Raw genomic sequence first — 19913 nt, forward strand, 5'->3', positions numbered from 1 at the left:
CCCTCTTATTTTATCAAATAACTAAATTTTTAGATAGTATTATTTACAGAAATAATAGAATCCAATTTTTTCTTATACTGTAAATGGAATTGGTCGCTCCGTTCGCTTTCCAAAATGATATAAAATTGCTTCACAAATTCTAGCTGAAGCATTTCCATCACCATACGGATTCGCCTTATTCGCCATTTTTTCATATTCCTCTTTATTCGTCAGTAATTCTTTCGTTAGTTGATAGATTGTTTCTTCGTCTGTCCCTGCTAATTTCAATGTTCCCGCTTCAATTCCCTCTGGACGTTCTGTCGTATTTCGCAACACTAATACAGGAACTGCTAGTGAAGGTGCTTCCTCTTGAACACCACCAGAATCCGTTAATATAATCTCTGCCTTATTAGCAAAGTTGTGAAAATCTATCACATCTAATGGCTCTATTAAATGGACTCTTTCCTCATCACCAAGCACTTCAGAAGCAACCTCTAGAACTGCAGGATTTAAATGAACTGGATATACAACACGAATATCCGAATGCTCGTCCACAATCCGTTTAATTGCTCTAAACATATTGCGCATTGGTTCTCCTAGGTTTTCTCGACGATGCGCTGTTAATAGGATAAGACGATGATCACCAACCATCTGTAACACTTCATGCTGATAATCTGTTTGTATCGTCGTTTTTAACGCATCAATCGCTGTATTTCCTGTAATAAAAATCGTTTCCTCATTCTTATTTTCTTCTAGTAAATTTTGAGCTGCTTTTTCTGTCGGCGAAAAATGCAAATCAGCTAATACACTTGTTAATTGGCGATTCATTTCTTCTGGGAATGGCGAATATTTATCCCATGTTCGCAAGCCTGCCTCCACATGACCAACTGTGATTTGATTATAATAGGCAGCTAAACTCGCGATGAAAGTAGTTGTAGTATCTCCGTGCACAAGGACGATGTCTGGCTGCACTTCTTTCATAATCTGATCAAGTCCATTTAATCCTCTTGTTGTAATATCACTAAGTGTTTGTCGATCCTTCATAATGTTAAGGTCATAATCTGGCTTGATATTAAAAGTGGTTAACACTTGATCGAGCATTTGCCGATGTTGTGCAGTAACAGTGACGATCGTTTCAAAATCCTCATCTCTTTTTTGTAGTTCCAGCACAAGCGGCGCCATTTTGACTGCTTCCGGCCTAGTTCCAAAAATTGTCATTACTTTTATACGATTTGCCAATGTAGCACCTCTTAACATAATTCATTTTAAAATAAAGGAGATGTCCTGAAGCAAAATTGTCGATTCCATCGATATACTCGATTGGAGTTAGACCCTTTTTGGACATCTCCTTTTTCATTAAAAAAATTTATTTAGTACCGAATAAACGGTCTCCAGCATCCCCAAGACCAGGAACGATATAGCCATGTTCGTTTAATTTCTCATCTAAACCTGCAATGTATATATCCACATCTGGATGTGCTTTTTGCACTGCTTCCACACCTTCTGGAGCTGCAATCAGGCACATAAACTTAATGTTTTTTGCACCGCGAGTTTTCAATGAGTCGATAGCTGCTACTGCAGATCCACCCGTTGCAAGCATCGGATCAACAACAATGAATTCACGCTCTTTTACATCACTTGGAAGCTTCACATAATATTCAACAGGTTGCAATGTTTCTGGGTCACGATATAGACCAACATGTCCCACTTTTGCTGTTGGAATTAAATTTAATGCTCCGTCCACCATTCCAATACCAGCACGAAGAATAGGCACAATCCCTAACTTTTTCCCAGCAATCACTTTAGCTTTCGCTGTACTTACAGGGGTCTCTACTTCTACTTCTTCTAATGAAAGGTCTCTCGTAATTTCAAACATCATCAATGTTGCAACTTCATCTACTAATTCACGGAATTCTTTTGTCCCAGTATTTTTATCGCGGATGAAAGTTAATTTGTGTTGAATAAGGGGATGGTCGAACACGAATACTTTGGCCATAATATCACTCCTACTTTTTTTCAGTTCTATGTATTTAGTTAGTCTAATTAGATTCGCATAATAAAATCACTAATCAGCTTGTCGTGATTATTTTACAGAAAATGTAGATGTTGAGCAAGGGATATATAAAAATGGCGAAAATTGTCGAAAAGAGATCGATTATGTGATTGATTAAACAGTAATCTTTTGTGAGTTTTAAAGAATAGAATTGGTAGATGGGAGTATGTACTCGATTTGGGGCAGGGTGGGTAGGTTCATCGTGACCGGTTGAGAGGAAATTGGAGGATGGGTGGGAACGATGGAGCCTTCATCGTGACCTCCTGAGAGGAAATTGATGCTAGGCGGGAACGTTGGAGCGTTCATCGTGACCGGTTAAATGAAAATTGAAACAAGAAGGGCACGATGAACCTTCTTGCGTGACCACTTGAGAGGAAATGGAGGCTAGGTGGGAACGTTGGAGACTTCATCGTGACCGGTTAAATGGAAATTGAGACTGGATGGGCACGTTAAACCTTCTTGCGTGACCACTTGAAAAGAAATGGAGGCTAGGTGGGAACGATAGAGACTTCATCGTGACTGGTTAAATGAAAATTTAAGCATGATGGGCACATTGAACCTTCTTGCGTGACCACTTGAAAAGAAATGGAGGCTAGGTGGGAACGATAGAGACTTCATCGTGACTGGTTAAATGAAAATTTAAGCATGATGGGCACATTGAACCTTCTTGCGTGACCACTTGAAAAGAAATGGAGGCTAGGTGGGAACGATAGAGACTTCATCGTGACTGGTTAAATGAAAATTTAAGCATGATGGGCACATTGAACCTTCTTGCGTGACCACTTGAAAAGAAATGGAGGCTAGGTGGGAACGATAGAGACTTCATCGTGACTGGTTAAATGAAAATTTAAGCATGATGGGCACATTGAACCTTCTTGCGTGACCACTTGAAAAGAAATGGAGGCTAGGCGGGAACGATAGAGACTTCATCGTGACCGGTTAAATGAAAATTGAAACAAGAAAGGCACGATGAACCTTCTTGCGTGACCACTTGAGAAGAAATGGAGGCTAGGTGGGAACGATGGAGCGTTCATCGTGACCGGTTAAATGAAAATTGAAACAAGAAAGGCACGATGAACCTTCTTGCGTGACCTCCTGAGAGTAAAATTGAAGCTTGGCGGGAACGATAGAGACTTCATCGTGACCGGTTAAATGAAAATTTAAGCATGATGGGCACGTTAAACCTTCTTGCGTGACCACTTGAAAAGAAATGGATGCTAGGAGGGAACGATAGAGACTTCATCGTGACCGGTTAAATGAAAATTTAAGCATGATGGGCACATTGAAACTTCTTGCGTGACCACTTGAGAGAAAATTGATGCTAGGTGGGAACGATGGAGCGTTCATCGTGACCAGTTAAATGGAAATTTTGACAGGATGGGCACATTGAAACTTCTCGCGTGACCTCCTGAGAGTAAAATTGAAGCTTGGCGGGAACGATAGAGACTTCATCGTGACCGGTTAAATGGAAATTCAAGCAAGATGGGCACGTTAAACCTCCTTGCGTGACCAGTCGAGGAGAAAATCAGGCTAGACAGGCACGATAAATCGTTCATCGTGACCTATCAATAGAAAATGAAGGCTACCCGGGAACGCAGCACCTTCCTGCGCGACCTGACGAAAAGAAAACGAAGCAAGAAAGTCACGCTGGCCCACCCAGTTTGAAAAAGCGTCAAGAAGGAATAGAATTTAACGTTAATTAAATTTAACCGTCCGTTAAAAACCAAAAAACCGCCCCTCCAATGAGAGACGGTTTCTTCTTATTATTCATATAAAGCAAACTTAGCTGTTAATGCTTCTACACGATTGCGTGCTTCTTCTAGTTTTGTTTCATCTTCATGGTTTTTCAGTACTAAACCGATAAGAGATGCAATTTCATCCATTTCTTCAAAGCCGAAGCCTCTTGAAGTAACAGCAGGCGTTCCGATACGGATACCGCTTGTTGTAAATGGACCTTCTGGATCATAAGGAATTGTATTTTTATTAACTGTAATGCCGACTTCATCTAGTACTTTTTCAGCTACTTTTCCTGTCAGACCGACGGAACGAAGGTCAAGTAAAAGTAAGTGATTGTCTGTACCGTCTGAAACAAGGTCTAGGCCTTCTTTTTTCAAGCCTTCGCCAAGACGTTTTGCATTATCAATAATATTTTGTGCATATGTTTTAAATTCTGGCTTCAATACTTCACCGAATGAAACAGCTTTTGCAGCGATTACGTGCATAAGTGGTCCACCTTGAAGACCAGGGAATACGGATTTATCGATTTTTTTAGCGAACTCTTCCTTACAAAGTACCATTCCGCCACGAGGTCCGCGCAATGTTTTATGCGTAGTAGTTGTAACGAAATGTGCGTGTGGTACTGGATTCGGGTGTAGACCAGCAGCGACAAGTCCAGCGATATGAGCCATATCCACCATCATGTAAGCTCCAACTTCATCCGCAATTTCACGGAATTTAGCAAAGTCAATTTCACGTGGGTATGCACTTGCACCAACAACGATTAATTTCGGTTTATGTTCGAGTGCTTTTTGACGAACATCTTCATAATTGATGCGATGGTCGTTTTCGTCTACTCCATACTCTACGAAGTTGTACTGAACACCACTGAAGTTAACTGGGCTACCGTGTGTTAAGTGACCACCATGTGAAAGGTTCATACCAAGCACCGTGTCTCCATGCTCAAGAACAGTGAAATATACTGCCATATTTGCTTGTGCACCTGAATGTGGTTGAACATTCGCATGTTCCGCACCAAAAATTTCTTTCGCGCGGTCGCGTGCAAGATCTTCCACGATATCCACATATTCACAACCACCATAATAACGACGACCAGGATAACCTTCTGCATATTTATTTGTTAGGACAGAGCCTTGCGCTTCCATTACTGCTTCGCTAACAAAGTTCTCTGATGCAATCAATTCAATTTTTGTCCGCTGACGTTTTAACTCTTTTTGAATAGCTTCAAACACTTGCGGATCTTGTTGTGCAATTGTGCTCATTTCGCTCCTCCTTATCTAAAAACCGACTATATATTTTTAAAATTCTTTTCCATTTTACCACGACAACTATCAATTGCCAACTAAATTCTGCCAATATATCCTGAAAAACTGAACATTAATTACAATAACCTCTAATAATGTTCAGTTTTTACGATTTATACACTGCACGAGCACCACCGATTAATTTCGGACGTGTTGTCGCCAATGTGACATGGGCATTCCCTAACGTTTTCTGCGTGATTCGAATTGGAACAACTACAGGCTTCAAATGCATCCCGATAAATGTATCACCAATATCGATTCCAGCATCCGCTTTAATATGCTCCACTACTACTGGATCAGAGAAATGACCATACGCGTATGTCGCCATGGAACCACCTGCATTTTGAACTGGAATAACAGACACTTCTTCCAATCCCTTTTCAATCATTGTTTGGCGTTCTACGACGATTGCCCTGTTTAAATGTTCACAACATTGGAAAGCAAGATGGAACTCTTGTTCAGCAGCGTATTTTTGCAATTCGCTAAAAATTACCTCGGCTACTTCCACCGTACCTGCTGTCCCAATTCGTTCACCAGCTATTTCTGATGTGGAACAACCTATCACTAGTATCTTATCTTTTCCAGGTACTAGCTCAACATCCTTACATCCGTTTACAATTTCCTTCACTTCTTTGCGATAATGCTCTAGCAAGTTCATTACCTCCACTATATGTGCTTATATTGTCTTCCTCAAATAGCGTGACAAACAACAACTAAGCTTAGAAAAAAGCCGGGGCGTAGGTGATTACCCTAGTTGCCCCGGTTCCATTCTTATATTATCGTTACTTTTTATTCTTCCTCATAAGTTGCAATTTTACCAATTCGAGTGGCATGACGTCCACCCTCAAATTCAGCAGTTAACCATGCTTTCGCGATTTCGCGAGCAAGACCAGGGCCGATAACACGCTCTCCCATTGCCAATACGTTTGTATCATTATGTTCACGTGTTACTTTTGCTGTAAATAAATCATGAACAAGTGCACAACGAATGCCCTTCACTTTATTCGCTGCAATGCTCATCCCAATGCCTGTACCACAAATTAGAATTCCGCGATCAAATTCTCCACTTGCCACCTTTTTCGCCACTGGTAATGCATAGTCAGGATAATCAACAGAACCTTCACAATCACAGCCAAAATCTTCATACTCTATATTCATTTCTTCTAATAAATTTTTAATTTCTGCTCGAAGGTTTACGCCTCCGTGATCTGATGCTAATGCTACTTTCATGTCAAAAACTGCCTCCCTTTGTCTATGTATTGTTTATATTCTAACAGAAACTATCAATGGAATATATCCTTATTATAAATGGAAACGGGATATCGTGTCTTTCAATTTGCTAGCATGATCCATTAGCTCTCCTGCAAGCTTGCCAATTTCACTCATATCGACTGCTTGTTGACGTGATGACCTTGCTACCTCTTCTGCACCTGCTGAAGTTTCTTCTGCAATGGCCGCAACATCTTGTGCCTGCATCGAAGTTTGTTCCACACTCTTCATTTGCTTATCCACAAGCTCACTTATTATTTTTACCGCTGCTACCGAATCGTTAATAGTAGTCGTCATGCCAGCAATAGCCGCATTTGTTTTAGTCCCTTTTTCTACTTGCTCATTCACCGAATCGACTTGTGCAGTAATTTGCTTCACTACTTGATTTACTTCTTGTTGAATGTTTTGAATCAATTCCGAAATACCATGAACGGCTTTGGCACTCGCATCTGCTAACTTTCGAACTTCCTCGGCTACAACCGCAAATCCTTTTCCATGCTCACCAGCTCGTGACGCTTCGATGGAAGCATTTAATGCTAGCAAATTCGTCTGCTTCGCAATATCCCCTACAAAATGAATAATTTGCTCTACTTCTGTTGCATTTTTCTCTAGGCGCTTGACTGCATGCAATGATTCTTGATTCGCGGAAGAAACTTGCTGTACCCCACTAACAAGGGATTGAATTACATCTTTACTTTTCGATAATTCCTCTAACATCATTCCAGAAATTTGTTCTGATTGCTTCGCTTTTTTCTGTACCTCGTCGGCAATTTTTGTAATATCGTCCACAGAATCTGCAGTTCCTTGTACCGCTACTGCAGAACTTTCCGCTCCTAATGAAATCTCAGAAATCGTTTGGGCAACATTCTCTGCTTCTTCCGATGCGAACTTCGTCTTTTCAGAAATAACAATCACATTTTTATTTGTTTGTACAAAGTTTTCATCTATTTTATGAACCATATCGCGGAAATTAAATAACATTTGGTTAAATGCCTTCGCAAGCGAACTCATTTCATCATCCACATTTCTGATTTCCACGTCATCAGCAATATACCCCTCGCCCGCTCTCACAACTGCCTGTTCCAATCTTTGCAATGGACGAATGAGAAATCTTGCTCCAATAAATGCTAGAATACCAGACCAAATGATTCCTAATAAAAGCGTTAAGACCATGAATACAGTCTCGCTCATATGTTTTTCAAAATATGGGTAAATAAAATACAGAAAAAAAGCACTTGTTGAAAATGTAATAACCGCCAAGCTTGTTGTAAATAGAACAAGTTGCTTTTGCAGACCAAATTTATATTTTCGTTTTTTCTCCATCATTCATTCTCCTGTTATTTACTTTTAATCAAATAAACGATTTATTAAGTCACTTAATTCTGTATATGTGGAACGGTACACTTGCAAATCTCCACCATATGGATCAAGGACATCTATATTAGTTGCTTGTTTATCTACATATTCTTTTATTGTAAAAGTTTTATCCGCTGCTTTCGGGTATTGAGATAATACCATTGCTTTATGAGAAGCAGTCATCGTAAGGATAAGCTCAGCCCAATCTACATGCTCCTCTGTAATTTGTGCAGATTGGTGTTGTAAATCTATTCCTTGCTCTTTTAAAATTTGTATAGAATGATAGGCAGCAGACTCCCCTTCTGCAGCAAAAATGCCGACAGATTTCGCTTGCCCTTTACCCTTCCATTTGTTATTAAAAATTGCGGCAGCCATCGGACTTCTGCACGTATTGCCTGTACAAACAAATAACACATTCACAATACAACATCCCCTTTTCCAAAAAGCTGTTCTCATTAGACGACTTCCCTTTATTATAGAGTAATTCTCCCTATGTCAAAAGTTGTTTTAAGAAAATAAAAAAAAAGACAGCAATTTTGTAAAAAAGCTGCCATTTTTAACGTCAAAATGATATAGGAAACAATAATTGGAAGCCAAAGGCCGCTAGCACAACCCCACCAAACACTTCCGCGTATGTACCTAGTAGATTATGCACTTTCCTTCCGATTAAGAAACCACTCCAAGTTAGAAAAGTTGCTACTATACCAAAACATATAACAGCAGCTGCAGTTCTCACACCAAACATACCTAAACTAAGCCCCGCTGAGAAACTATCTAAACTCACAAGCAGAGAAAAAAAGATAATTCCCCAACCTACAGGGAGTATGGCGGTATTTTCCTCCTCACGAAAACAGAAGTAAATCATTTGAATTCCTAGGAGAATTAAAAGGATGCCCCCAATATAAGTCGTGATTTGGCCAAATAATCCCGATAAGAAATGGCCTGTAAGAATACCTAAAGTCGGCATTACCACATGAAATAAACCCACGACAAGACCAATATAGAATATACGACGTAATCGTATTCTATATATCCCTAAGCCTAAGGAAATTGAAAATGCATCCATTCCAACTGCAAAAGCCATAATGAATAATGTAATTATTTCTGGAAGCACTAGTTACCTTCTCCTTCCCCATTGGACGTGCCTATAGGGAACATATGCAATAATTATAGAAAGTAGACTAGCTTTATTTTCACATAAATTATGAATGATTTATCTGCCGAAGCCACTTATGTCCTGCTGCTTTATCGAGGCGATTCATGATTGCAACCCCAACCCCTTCTTCTGGGAAAACTTCTGAGAAAATAACATCCACATCTGTTTCATCAAACTTTCGCAATACATCGTAAAGATGATGAGCAACCGATGCTAAGTCAGAACGACTTCCACAATCAAGGACGGTATGTGCATCGTATTCACCAACCGTTTCCGACGCTGCCATCACACCAACACGCATGCCACTTTTCGTTTTTTCATTCACTATACTCTGAATCCATTCTGGCGTACCTTCTACTAAATATAACGGAGCTGACGGAGCATAGTGTGTATACTTCATCCCTGGTGCTTGCGGTTTTTCTTCTTTATCCACAACAGATGTTGACATCTCTACTTTATCAATAATTGCTTCAATTGCTTCTTTCGTAATTCCACCCGGGCGAAGAATAATCGGATGCTCTCCGCGACAATCTATCACGGTTGATTCTACACCAACACCTGTTTGTCCACCGTCCACAACTCCTGCAATCCTCCCATCCAGATCTTCCATCACATGGTTTGCTGTGGTTGGACTTGGTTTTCCTGAACGATTTGCACTTGGCGCTGCGATAGGTAATCCGGATTCCTTGATAAGTTCAAGAGCTACAGGGTGATCTGGCATTCTAACTGCCACACTATCCAGCCCTGCAGTGACTAAATCGGACACTGCGCCTTCCTTTTTTTGAAAAATAATAGTCAATGGCCCTGGCCAAAATGCATTCATTAACTGCTTCGATTTATCTGAAATATCCGCAACTATACCATCCAATTGTGGATAACTTGCGATATGTACAATTAAAGGATTATCAGCTGGCCTACCTTTAGCAGCAAAAATTTTTGCAACTGCATCACTTGAACATGCGTTCCCACCTAGGCCATATACCGTTTCAGTAGGAAATGCAACCACTTCATTTTGTTGTAAAAATTGTGCCGCTTCTGCTAATTGTGGATAACTTTTTTGGTTATCCAGATGCTTATCCACAAGCCAGCGTATTGTATTCATATCGTTATCCTCATTCCTATGTTTATATTAAAATGTGAATCCCTTTATTTTTAAGTATTTAAATTTTGATTTCAGAAAAGTTTGTGGATTAATGCCCAACTTATGCACATTTTGTGGATATCTTCTCATTAAATGTGTATAACTTCTGTGGGTTTTGTGAATAAATCACTATTATTTGCTTATTATACACAAAAAAAGCAGAAATCTCCCATCATATCTAACTTTTATAGACACAATGGAAGATCCATATTAGAAAAACTTTTTAAATAACTCTACAAGAAAGAACTTTACTTCTACTTCTTCTTCTTTTTCCTCTACAAATGTCGGCTGTTTCTCTTCAGGTTTATCCACATTTTCTTGTTGTTCTTGTTCTTTTTCTTTATCTTTTATGGAAGGTTTACTTTCTTTTTCCACAGATTCCACCTTTTTAGGCTTTTTATCCACTCTTTTTGTTGGTTTTGTGGAAGATTTTTCTACTTTATCTTCAGTAGAAGGCTTTTCATCCACAGTTTGAGACGCTTGCTCTTCTTTTTTCTCCACATCCTGTGAGTCTTTTTCATCCTTCTTCTCCACAATGTTATCCTCTTTTGTGGATTCTTCCTCCAACTCAGCGGCATGTGCTTGCGATTCAAACCCAGGGCTAACAGCTAGTCCAGTAGAAAAATCAACAAAACATAAAGGCGGGAATAATACACACCACCAGTTAGCACCTGATCCATCACCTAGCGTTATTAATATTGCTTCATATATTCCAGCAGGATATAAAAATTGTCCATATAATTTCGTCGGAAACTGTACATCGCCAAATTCCACATTCACAGAGTATGTAATGCCTCTTTTATCGAGTTCTTGTTGGGCGATTTTTTCTACTTCATCAAGATTCGAAGTAATAATATCTCTTGCATCTTCTAGTGATGTAAGTTCCTCTACCCATTTCGTAATTTCAGCATTCACTGCATCACGAACAGCTCTTTTAACTGCCTGATCTTCATCACTATCACTATTGGCAAGGATTCGAAGGCGAATTGCTTCTTCTGGAATGACTACCGGATCATTTGCAGAAGCAAGTTCCTGTTTCGGAATTGCTAACGATATAACCGTACCAACTACTAAAACAATAATATACATCCATGCTATATTTTTTCGATAGAATCTAATTTTCATATAATCTTTCATCATGTCCATCCTCTCCCTCTAGAAAGCATTATGGACATGAAAATAGTATTCTATACAAAAAATCAGGAGGAAATTTAATAGATATGATTTTTTGATTTCCGCGATTAGAAAAGCAGGCAGCGTCCGAATTTGGAGCCCACCATTTCCGAAGAATTCTCGCGCCTTTCGCATCAATCACTGCGCTTGTAAACATTTAAACTCTCGTCATCACAATCCGGTCTTTACCATTTATATCATATATAACTTCTGTATCGGCTGAAGGGAATGCTTGTTGCATTAAGTTAGCAACTGCTTCTCCTTGCCCAGCTCCAATTTCAAAAGCGATAATTGCTTTTTTGTGGATAACTCTGTGGATATCCTGTGCAAATCTTCTGTAAAAGTCTAGTCCATCCACTCCACCAAATAAAGCGTTATGTGGCTCATGCTCTTGAACCACGTCTGATAACGTTTCTTCATTCGGGATATAAGGTGGATTGGAAACGATAATGTCCCACTTATCCCCAGTTTGAATGAACGGTTCTAATAAATCACCTTTATAAAAGTGGATATCTGCATTCAACTGTTGGGCATTTTTCCGAGCTACTTCCAATGCTGCATCCGATATATCTGATGCGGACACGTCTAATACCGGATTTTCTAGCTTCATTGTAATCGCAATAGCACCACTACCCGTACCAATGTCTGCTAGTTTTAACGGTTGATCTCCAAAATGAGCACGAATGTTTTTTAAAACAGCTACAATTAATTCTTCTGTTTCTGGCCTTGGAATTAATACATCTTTGTTTACAATAAATTTCCGGCCATAAAATTCCTCATATCCGATAATATGTTGGATTGGACGACCTTCCCCATGATCCTTAACTGCCGCTTCAAAACGCTGCCAATCATCTGCTCGCAGTTCCATTCGTTGTTCCGCAAATAATTGAGCACGTCCCATTTGCAAAACCCATTGCATTAATAACTCGCCAGCATTTTCATCTCGGTGATGTTCTTTTAAAAAAGAAGAAGCCCAATGGAGGGCCTCATACACTTTGACATTACTCATGTTACTCTTCCATGCTTTCAAGTTTTTTCGATTGGTCTTCAATCACTAAAGCATCGATTACTTCATCAAGCTTACCTTCTAAAATTTGATCCAACTTTTGAATAGTAAGGCCAATACGATGATCTGTTACCCGGTTTTGTGGGAAGTTATACGTTCTAATACGCTCAGAACGGTCACCAGTACCGACAGCAGATTTACGGTTCGCATCATATTCTGCTTGTGCTTCTTGTTGGAACTTATCATAAATACGAGCACGCAAAACTTTCATCGCTTTTTCTTTGTTTTTAATTTGGGATTTTTCATCCTGACATGATACAACGACACCTGTAGGAATATGCGTTAAACGCACCGCGGACATCGTTGTATTAACACTTTGTCCACCTGGACCACTAGAAGCAAATGTATCTACGCGAATATCTTTATCATGAATATCAATTTCAACTTCTTCTGCTTCTGGAAGTACAGCTACTGTAGCAGTTGAAGTATGAATACGACCACCTGACTCCGTTTCCGGTACACGTTGAACACGATGAGCTCCATTTTCATATTTCAATTTCGAAAATGCGCCATTCCCGTTAATCATAAAAATAATTTCCTTGTAGCCGCCGACTCCAGTCGAATGTGCTTCAATAACATCCGTTTTCCAACCTTGGTTCTCCGCAAAACGGCTGTACATACGATAGAGATCCCCAGCAAACAATGCTGCCTCATCCCCACCTGCAGCACCACGAATCTCCATAATAACGTTCTTATCATCATTCGGATCTTTTGGGACGAGTAGAATTTTCAATCTTGATTCTAACTCCTCTAAACGGTCCTCTAACTCTCCGATTTCCTCTTTCACCATCTCGCGCATTTCTGCATCTAGTTTATCATCCAACATTGCTTTTGCATCTTTATATTCACTTTGCGCTTCTTTATATTCGCGATATACTTCTACCGTCTCTGCGATGGAAGACTGTTCCTTCGAATACTCTCTTAATTTCGTTGCATCATTCACAATTTCCGGATCGCTCAACAACTCATTCAATTTCTCGTAGCGTTCCTCAACGAACTGTAATTTATCAAACACTCAATTCACCTCAATCTCGATTCCCTAACTATCCTATTATAATATAACCTTCCCTTCGTCCAAAGCAAATATTTCATAAAAAATCGAAAGGTATTTATGGTGGTTGTTCGTTTTTGTTTTAAGGAGAGAGGTTGATGGTGTTCGAACTTTTATAGGCTCTTTTGCCTGTTTATTGGGCTTGTTGAAAATTGCTGATTGACCTACTAGGGGCATTTTCACCTTGGATGGGAACGATGGATGGCCTTGCGTATCATTTTTTTACTCAACTGGGGAAGATGAACTGCCTTGCGCGACTGCCTCCAGTCTTTTTTATCTTTACTGGGCACGATGGACGCTCCAACGTGACCACCTCTTCCCTTTTTCATCTTCACTGGGCACGATGAACGCTCTTGCGTGACCGCCTCACAACTTTTCCTCCTCCACTGGGCACGATGAACGCTCCTGCGTGACCGCCTCACAACTTTTCTTCCTCCACCGGGCACGATGAACGCTCTTGCGTGACCACCTCATCCCTTTTTTACCTTTACCGGGCACGATAGACGATCTCACGTGACCACCTACAGTCTTTATCACCTAACCAGGCACGATGAACCTTCCAACGTAACCACATCCCCCATTTTCCACCTCACCTGGGCACGCGGTACAATGCCCTCAACTAATAAAAGAAATATCCACTAAAAAACAAAAAAATCCGGGCATTACACCCGGATTCTCCTTATTTAATTCTAGTTTTTTGGTTTGTTTCTATATACGACGGGAAGCTTCCTATTTCAAATATTAGTGGTCCTTTCATTTCAGAAAGTCCGCTTATTTGTTCACCAATTTGTATATAACCTTTTCCAGTATCTAGTCTGTTGTAGATGCCTTGAGATTGTATTACATTACCATCAGCATCTTTAATCTCACTAAATGACACCGAAGAACTAAAATCGTTAGCTTTTATCCTGAAGACGATATATTCCCCATTCACATCCACTTCCGTAATCACATTCCCTTTAGGCTGTTTTAAAATCTTTTTGTTCTTTATATCTACAACAACGCTTGCTTCATCTTTATCAATTGCTTCTATCTCATTCATCGCTATATAAAGTTTCTTTGGTTCATGAAAATAATTACTTTGTAAATAGTAGGTTATTTCATCATCTGAAATTTTAGTGCTGATAATGTCGGTCGATCTATTCCAAGTCTCTCCATGTTCATCGACTAAGCGCAAATCACGCAATCCTAGAATTTTCTTCGTATTTCCTGAATCGAATTTTGTATGGATCTCCACTCTAGTCGGATAGATGGTCACTGTCTTGAATAATATCCTTTGTCCTTCTACTTCAACAACCTGATTAACGTCTATCTTTTTCGATATTTTTAAATCACCAGGAATGGTAAATGGTATTTGAAAATGCTCCTCCAAAAAACCATTCTTTTCCTTCAAGGTTACATCCCATATAAACTTTTTTCCTTCTACTTCATTTTGAAAGAAGTTTTCTACCATTCCTTCATAGGAATTACTTTCTGACTCTTCAGGAATTCCGTGGGATATGACAGCAGGTAGGTCTTCCCCATTTTCACCTTTCACTCTTGCGTCAAGCATCGTTACTTTCACTTCTTTATTATCAGATTCAACTGTGTAAAATATCATCATGCCCTTTTCATCCGCTATAACTCCATCAATCGTAACTTTCAAGCCATTCTTTTCCTGCGAAACGCCAATCTTTTGGTAGTACTCATTTTCAACGGCAGCTAGCAAGCCTTTATCATCTCGAATCATTTCCACAATCTTTTCCATGCCAGGAATACTAGATATATAGTTTGCGAAGGTAGGAGAATGACGTACACTTGCCAAAAATCCGATGATTAAAATAGCCGCAGCAGCACATTGGAGTAGCCATATTTTATAAGGGGGACGTTTCTTCTTTTTCGCCTTGTAAAATCCGGCCATTACCGCATCATCTAAAGCATCGCTAGGAATGGAAACTTCGTCTAATCGATTTTTAAAGTCAGTTAACTTTTTTTCTTCTTGCTCGTACATCGACAACTTCTCCTTTCTCCACAAATTTTTCACGGAGCTGCTTCAATGCTTTATGAAGCCATGTTTTTACCGTACCTTCCGGACATCCCATTGATTCTGCAATTTCCTTAATTTTTAAGTCATGAAAATATTTTAAGGTTAAAATTTCGCGTGATTGTGAAGGTAAATCCAGCATTATCTCTTTTAACTCCAACACTTCATAAGATTCGATGATAGCAGTGGAAGCAATCATTTCCTCGTCCAACACTACTCGCTTTTTCTGTTTCAGCTGATCATTACAATAATTAATCATGATTCTTACTAGCCATGTTTTAAAAAAGAGAGGATTCCGTAGTTTACGAATGCTTTTATAGGCACGAAAAGTCACTTCTTGGACTGCTTCCAATGCTTCTTCCTCATTTTTCAAAAAAGCAAGTGAGGTTTTATATAAATCCACCTTATATTGATGCATTAATGTTAGAAAGGCCTCATCATTTCCCTTTATCGCCTTCAAAACAGTCTTTTCATCTACCATTCTTACCCTCCTAGCTCCTTCTTCCTATATATTAGACCATATTGTCGTGAAAAGGTTTTATCTTTTTTCAGAACAATTACTCATTTAATATGGAGGTCGATATGAAGCTTGTATATTTCATTTATTATAAGGAAATCTAACTGTATAGGATGAAGGAGGGGAAATTTTGCAGTGATTCGTTTTAGAAGGAGTCCGATTAAAAAGAAAAGGAACTCAAATATAGAACAGCAGAACTCTTCTTCACAGGACATGCCATTATCGAAACAGCTTGATGTGAACAAAGATTACTTCACTAGTATGTATGATGAAAATACGGATGTTATTTTTCGCTCTTTTACGGTTGGGAAAAAAGAAGCGCTCATTATCTATATGGACGGTTTGAGCGATACAGATAAATTGGATAAGCAAGTACTCGACACATTATTAAATACTACTATCTTTAATGAGAAGGACTTTCCCCATTCTGTTCAAAACAAATTACCTGTTTCCAATATAAAAAGCATGACGATGTTGTCTGACTGCATTGATGCTATTGGAACTGGGAATCCGATATTACTTTTTGATGGGTCAAATGAAGCATTCGCATTAGGTTTAGTGAAGTATGAAAAAAGAGCGATTGAAGAACCACAGGCAGAGACTTCTATTCGCGGCTCAAGAGAAGGATTTACAGAATCATTACCTGTTAATCTTTCATTAATCCGTCGCATCATTAAAGATCCTGCTTTAAAAATGAAATCCATGCAACTTGGTACATATTCAAAAACGAAGATTGTTATTTCTTATATTGAAGGTTTAGTAGATACAACTTTACTAAAGGAAATAGAAAATCGCCTTCATCGAATTGAAGTGGATGGAATATTAGAAAGCGGCTATATTGAACAATTTATAGAAGACAACCCTTATTCTCCGTTTCCGCAAGTATTATATACGGAACGCCCTGATGTCGTTAGCGCCAATTTGTTGGAAGGTAGAGCAGTTATATTCATTGATGGAACACCATTCGCCTTAATTGCACCAATTAGTTTTTTTAGTTTATTTCAATCCCAGGAAGACTTTTATGAGCGATTTTGGATTGGGACTTTCTTTCGATCTATGCGTTTTCTCTTTTTAGCTATCTCTTTATTTCTTCCTTCTATTTATGTTGCGATTACAACCTATCATCAAGAAATGGTTCCAACTGATTTATTATTAAGTATTGCTTCATCTCGTGAAAGTGTTCCTTTTCCTGCCCTTGTAGAAGCAATATTAATGGAAGTTGCCTTTGAAGCTTTACGTGAGGCAGGAATACGACTGCCGAAACAAGTTGGATCAGCCGTTAGTATTGTCGGGGCACTTGTAATTGGCCAAGCTGCCGTTCAAGCTGGAATCGTATCCGCACCGATGATAATCGTTGTAAGTATTACAGGGATTGCTTCGTTCATGGTTCCACGCTATTCCATCGGTCTTGCCATACGTTTGTTACGATTCCCTATCATTCTGCTTGCAGGCTTTTTAGGATTAATTGGTGTCATGCTTGCTTTCATCATACTTATTATCCATTTATCCACTTTAAGATCATTCGGAATCCCATATTTAAGTCCGATTAGTACATTGCAAACAAATGCGCTGCAAGACACACTGATTCGCTCTCCATTATGGAAACTTAGCAAACGCCCTCATTTAACAGGGGAGTTCAATCCAGTAAGACAAGGAAGCAATTTAAGGCCTGGGCCTCAAGATGAAGAAGAATAAGGAAGAAATGGTGGTGTAGTAGCTTGTTAGAAAAGGGGCAAATATCGCCTTCACAAATGGAATTAATGATTATTCCATCTATAATTGCTACCGGAGTATTAACCATCCCATCACTTGCAGGTAAATTTGCGTTACATGATATATGGATGACGCCAATACTCGGGTCACTCACTGGTTTTATAACCGTATATACTACATGGAAACTTCATCAGTTGTTTCCAAAAATGACTCCCGTTCAATACGCTGAAAAAATACTCGGGAAAGTACTTGGGTGGATATTTAGTTTCATTATTGTCTTTTTTTACATTCACAATACTGGGTTAGTCATAAGACAATATTCCGATTTCATAAGTGGAAATGTCATGCTTCAAACCCCTACCATCATTTTTTCTATCACCATCATGTTTGTTAGCGCCCTCGCAGTACGGGGTGGAATTGAAGTGATTGCTAGAAGTTCCGTTATAGCAACAACTTTATTCCTTATAACATCTGTTACGCTTGTTTTTTTATTAAAAGATATCGATATTACCTATATGCTCCCAATACTAGAGAACGGCTTCATTCCAGTTCTAAAGGGCAGTTTTATCTATAATTCATGGTTTAGTGAATTTTTTTTATTAGCATTTCTTTTTCCTTTTTTAAATCATCCTGAAAAGGGATTACGCTCTGGAATGAAAGCATCTCTTTACGTCATGTTACTACTACTAACCTTTAGTTTTTTTGTTTTAACTATGCTTGGGGAATCGATGGTAAATCAATTTTATCCAGTTTACTCCATTGTCCGTGGAATAAAAGTATTAGGATTTTTCGAGAACTTCGAGGTAATTATTACTGCATCATGGGTTCTTGGTAATTTTATAAAAATTTCTGTTTTCCTTTATGTAGCAAGTTTGGGGCTTGCACAACTATTCAAGCTCTCAGATTATCGTTTCATTGTGTTCCCATTGAGTTTGTTGATTGTGTTTTTTAGTTACCTAGGGATACCAAATATCGTGAATCTAATCGACTATATGGCGACGGTCCAACCCTTTTATTTTGTCATCACCCAAACCATCCTCCCCCTCTTCCTATTAGCGCTTGCTGTAGTAAGAGGAAAAAGGAGGAAGAAGGTTTGAACAATAAAATTCTTATTTATATTGGGTTGTGCACAATCCTGCTAACAGGCTGCTGGGATAAGGTAGAAATGCAAGATCTTTCTATTGTTACAGCGGCTGCGATAGATCGTTTAGAAGACGGAAAAACAAGAATCTCTATTCAAATATTTATTCCCCGCTCGATTACTAGTGGCGAAACGGGTGAAGACCTCAGCTCTGGTTCCACCTTTGTTCGGGAAGGTGTTGGTAATAGCCTTGCTGAAGCGATTTCTAAATTGCAATTTAATGTGCCAAGAACACTTTTTTGGAGCCATTGTAAAATTTATATTTTTGGAGAAGAGTTAGCAAAAGAAGGGATACGGGATGAAGCAGACTATATTGCTCGTCACCCTGGTCTCAGGGGTTCTGCCTTTTTATTTGTTAGTGAAGGGGAAGCGAGAGAATTAGTATCATTAATCCCACCATTAGAACGCTATTCAGCGGAAGCTCTTAGAAAGTTAACGGAACATGAGCCTAGTATGATTACTTCCCTAAGAGACGTTGATATGGGCTTGATGGGAGATAGTGAAAGTATTTCTCTTCCATATATTAAAAAACTTATTCCTAAAGATGAAGCTAGAAAACCACATGAAACAATTCCAGTTATTAATGGGACAGCTATCTTTAAAAAGGATAAGATGGTTGGTACATTAAACTTACATGATACTAATTCTTTGTTATGGTTAAAAAAAGGGGTAAAACAAAGCACCATCTCGATAAAACCCGATGGAGATGATAAGGAAATAATATTATCTACAACATCGGAAAAACATACATTTATCCCGCAAATAAAAGATAATCGCTGGATCATGGATATAAAGATTGATATGGAAGGAGATATCATTCAAAATGAAACAAATTTAGATTTACTGAATGAGGTTGTTCTCCAAAAGATCCAGAAGAAATTTGATAAATCTTTAGAAGAAAAAATAAGTAAGACAATTAAAGAGTTACAATTAACATATAATGCCGATGTCGTTCATTTTGCTAGACGATTTCATCAGAAATTTCCGGATGAATGGAAAAAAGAAAAAAATAATTGGGATGAGAAATTCAAGGAATTGGAAGTTAATATAAAGGTAAATACAAAGATAAAAAGACCAGGCTATATTGGCCCACCAGCAGGACTTCCGAGAGAAGAGGTGAAGGAATAATTCAATCAAATTGGTTTACGATATTAGCTGTTCAAGTATTCATTTGGTTTATCATCCTACTTGAACGGAAGCATTTAAAAAAAGCTCCCTTAGTTGATAGGATAAT

The 19913-nt window shown here is 38.8% G+C and carries 17 protein-coding genes; 3 read left to right on the forward strand and 14 right to left on the reverse strand.

Translation table 11 applies throughout. The features are described from left to right. Nucleotides 1–72 precede the first annotated feature (72 nt). The 14 genes from wecB to ACFPM4_RS17265 form a co-directional block, all read right to left on the reverse strand. Nucleotides 73–1218, reverse strand: a complete 1146-nt coding sequence (gene wecB / locus ACFPM4_RS17200; protein ID WP_144920748.1) for a non-hydrolyzing UDP-N-acetylglucosamine 2-epimerase — start codon at nucleotides 1216–1218, stop codon at nucleotides 73–75. A 127-nt stretch (nucleotides 1219–1345) separates the two neighbouring features. Further along, nucleotides 1346–1975, reverse strand: a complete 630-nt coding sequence (gene upp / locus ACFPM4_RS17205) for a uracil phosphoribosyltransferase (RefSeq protein WP_144920750.1) — start codon at nucleotides 1973–1975, stop codon at nucleotides 1346–1348. Nucleotides 1976–3795: 1820 nt separating this feature from the next. After that, nucleotides 3796–5031, reverse strand: a complete 1236-nt coding sequence (locus ACFPM4_RS17210) for a serine hydroxymethyltransferase (RefSeq protein ID WP_144920752.1) — start codon at nucleotides 5029–5031, stop codon at nucleotides 3796–3798. Between the two features lie 148 nt (nucleotides 5032–5179). Beyond that, nucleotides 5180–5731: a TIGR01440 family protein gene (locus tag ACFPM4_RS17215; protein WP_382354509.1), complete on the reverse strand. Its 552-nt coding sequence runs from the start codon at nucleotides 5729–5731 to the stop codon at nucleotides 5180–5182. 131 nt (nucleotides 5732–5862) lie between these two features. Beyond that, nucleotides 5863–6303, reverse strand: a complete 441-nt coding sequence (gene rpiB, locus ACFPM4_RS17220; RefSeq protein ID WP_144920756.1) for a ribose 5-phosphate isomerase B — start codon at nucleotides 6301–6303, stop codon at nucleotides 5863–5865. Between the two features lie 72 nt (nucleotides 6304–6375). Further along, the gene (locus tag ACFPM4_RS17225; protein WP_382354513.1) at nucleotides 6376–7665 is read right to left on the reverse strand and encodes a methyl-accepting chemotaxis protein; all 1290 of its coding nucleotides are present in this window, start codon (nucleotides 7663–7665) and stop codon (nucleotides 6376–6378) included. 24 nt (nucleotides 7666–7689) lie between these two features. After that, nucleotides 7690–8118, reverse strand: a complete 429-nt coding sequence (locus tag ACFPM4_RS17230; protein WP_382354516.1) for a low molecular weight protein arginine phosphatase — start codon at nucleotides 8116–8118, stop codon at nucleotides 7690–7692. A gap of 142 nt (nucleotides 8119–8260) precedes the next feature. Further along, nucleotides 8261–8782, reverse strand: coding sequence for a manganese efflux pump MntP (locus ACFPM4_RS17235; RefSeq protein WP_382354796.1), 522 nt, complete (start codon nucleotides 8780–8782; stop codon nucleotides 8261–8263). Between the two features lie 118 nt (nucleotides 8783–8900). Next, nucleotides 8901–9956: an L-threonylcarbamoyladenylate synthase gene (locus ACFPM4_RS17240; RefSeq protein ID WP_382354519.1), complete on the reverse strand. Its 1056-nt coding sequence runs from the start codon at nucleotides 9954–9956 to the stop codon at nucleotides 8901–8903. Between the two features lie 249 nt (nucleotides 9957–10205). Then, nucleotides 10206–11135, reverse strand: a complete 930-nt coding sequence (spoIIR, locus tag ACFPM4_RS17245; RefSeq protein WP_382354522.1) for a stage II sporulation protein R — start codon at nucleotides 11133–11135, stop codon at nucleotides 10206–10208. A 190-nt stretch (nucleotides 11136–11325) separates the two neighbouring features. Then, nucleotides 11326–12177, reverse strand: coding sequence for a peptide chain release factor N(5)-glutamine methyltransferase (gene prmC, locus ACFPM4_RS17250; RefSeq protein ID WP_382354525.1), 852 nt, complete (start codon nucleotides 12175–12177; stop codon nucleotides 11326–11328). Between the two features lies 1 nt (nucleotide 12178). After that, nucleotides 12179–13249, reverse strand: coding sequence for a peptide chain release factor 1 (prfA, locus tag ACFPM4_RS17255; RefSeq protein WP_144920766.1), 1071 nt, complete (start codon nucleotides 13247–13249; stop codon nucleotides 12179–12181). 715 nt (nucleotides 13250–13964) lie between these two features. Beyond that, nucleotides 13965–15275, reverse strand: a complete 1311-nt coding sequence (locus tag ACFPM4_RS17260) for a DUF4179 domain-containing protein (RefSeq protein ID WP_382354529.1) — start codon at nucleotides 15273–15275, stop codon at nucleotides 13965–13967. Beyond that, complete coding sequence (locus ACFPM4_RS17265; RefSeq protein WP_382354532.1) at nucleotides 15244–15789, reverse strand: sigma-70 family RNA polymerase sigma factor; 546 nt, start codon at nucleotides 15787–15789, stop codon at nucleotides 15244–15246. The genes ACFPM4_RS17260 and ACFPM4_RS17265 overlap by 32 nt, the downstream gene beginning before the upstream one ends. A 171-nt stretch (nucleotides 15790–15960) precedes the next feature. On the opposite strand from ACFPM4_RS17265, the gene ACFPM4_RS17270 reads away from it, so the two are divergent. From ACFPM4_RS17270 to ACFPM4_RS17280, 3 genes are read left to right on the forward strand one after another with little or no spacing between them, the layout of a single operon-like run. Further along, nucleotides 15961–17520: a spore germination protein gene (locus tag ACFPM4_RS17270; protein WP_382354535.1), complete on the forward strand. Its 1560-nt coding sequence runs from the start codon at nucleotides 15961–15963 to the stop codon at nucleotides 17518–17520. A 23-nt stretch (nucleotides 17521–17543) separates the two neighbouring features. After that, entirely contained in the window at nucleotides 17544–18635 is a 1092-nt protein-coding gene (locus tag ACFPM4_RS17275; RefSeq protein ID WP_382354538.1) for a GerAB/ArcD/ProY family transporter, read from the forward strand. After that, nucleotides 18632–19807 carry a Ger(x)C family spore germination protein gene (locus ACFPM4_RS17280; RefSeq protein WP_382354541.1) on the forward strand — a complete coding sequence of 392 codons (1176 nt, stop codon included), beginning with the start codon at nucleotides 18632–18634 and terminating at the stop codon, nucleotides 19805–19807. The genes ACFPM4_RS17275 and ACFPM4_RS17280 overlap by 4 nt, the downstream gene beginning before the upstream one ends. Nucleotides 19808–19913 lie beyond the last annotated feature (106 nt).

It is taken from the genome of Lederbergia graminis, from assembly GCF_042655485.1.
Lineage (GTDB): Bacteria > Bacillota > Bacilli > Bacillales > Bacillaceae_C > Lederbergia > Lederbergia graminis.

Coding starts and splice junctions, on each gene's coding strand:
- upp (WP_144920750.1), bottom strand. CDS start 1,975: ATGGCCAAAGTATTCGTGTTCGACCATCCCCTTATTCAACACAAATTA.
- ACFPM4_RS17210 (WP_144920752.1), bottom strand. CDS start 5,031: ATGAGCACAATTGCACAACAAGATCCGCAAGTGTTTGAAGCTATTCAA.
- ACFPM4_RS17215 (WP_382354509.1), bottom strand. CDS start 5,731: ATGAACTTGCTAGAGCATTATCGCAAAGAAGTGAAGGAAATTGTAAAC.
- rpiB (WP_144920756.1), bottom strand. CDS start 6,303: ATGAAAGTAGCATTAGCATCAGATCACGGAGGCGTAAACCTTCGAGCA.
- ACFPM4_RS17225 (WP_382354513.1), bottom strand. CDS start 7,665: ATGGAGAAAAAACGAAAATATAAATTTGGTCTGCAAAAGCAACTTGTT.
- ACFPM4_RS17235 (WP_382354796.1), bottom strand. CDS start 8,782: ATGGCTTTTGCAGTTGGAATGGATGCATTTTCAATTTCCTTAGGCTTA.
- ACFPM4_RS17240 (WP_382354519.1), bottom strand. CDS start 9,956: ATGAATACAATACGCTGGCTTGTGGATAAGCATCTGGATAACCAAAAA.
- spoIIR (WP_382354522.1), bottom strand. CDS start 11,135: ATGATGAAAGATTATATGAAAATTAGATTCTATCGAAAAAATATAGCA.
- prmC (WP_382354525.1), bottom strand. CDS start 12,177: ATGAGTAATGTCAAAGTGTATGAGGCCCTCCATTGGGCTTCTTCTTTT.
- ACFPM4_RS17260 (WP_382354529.1), bottom strand. CDS start 15,275: ATGTACGAGCAAGAAGAAAAAAAGTTAACTGACTTTAAAAATCGATTA.
- ACFPM4_RS17265 (WP_382354532.1), bottom strand. CDS start 15,789: ATGGTAGATGAAAAGACTGTTTTGAAGGCGATAAAGGGAAATGATGAG.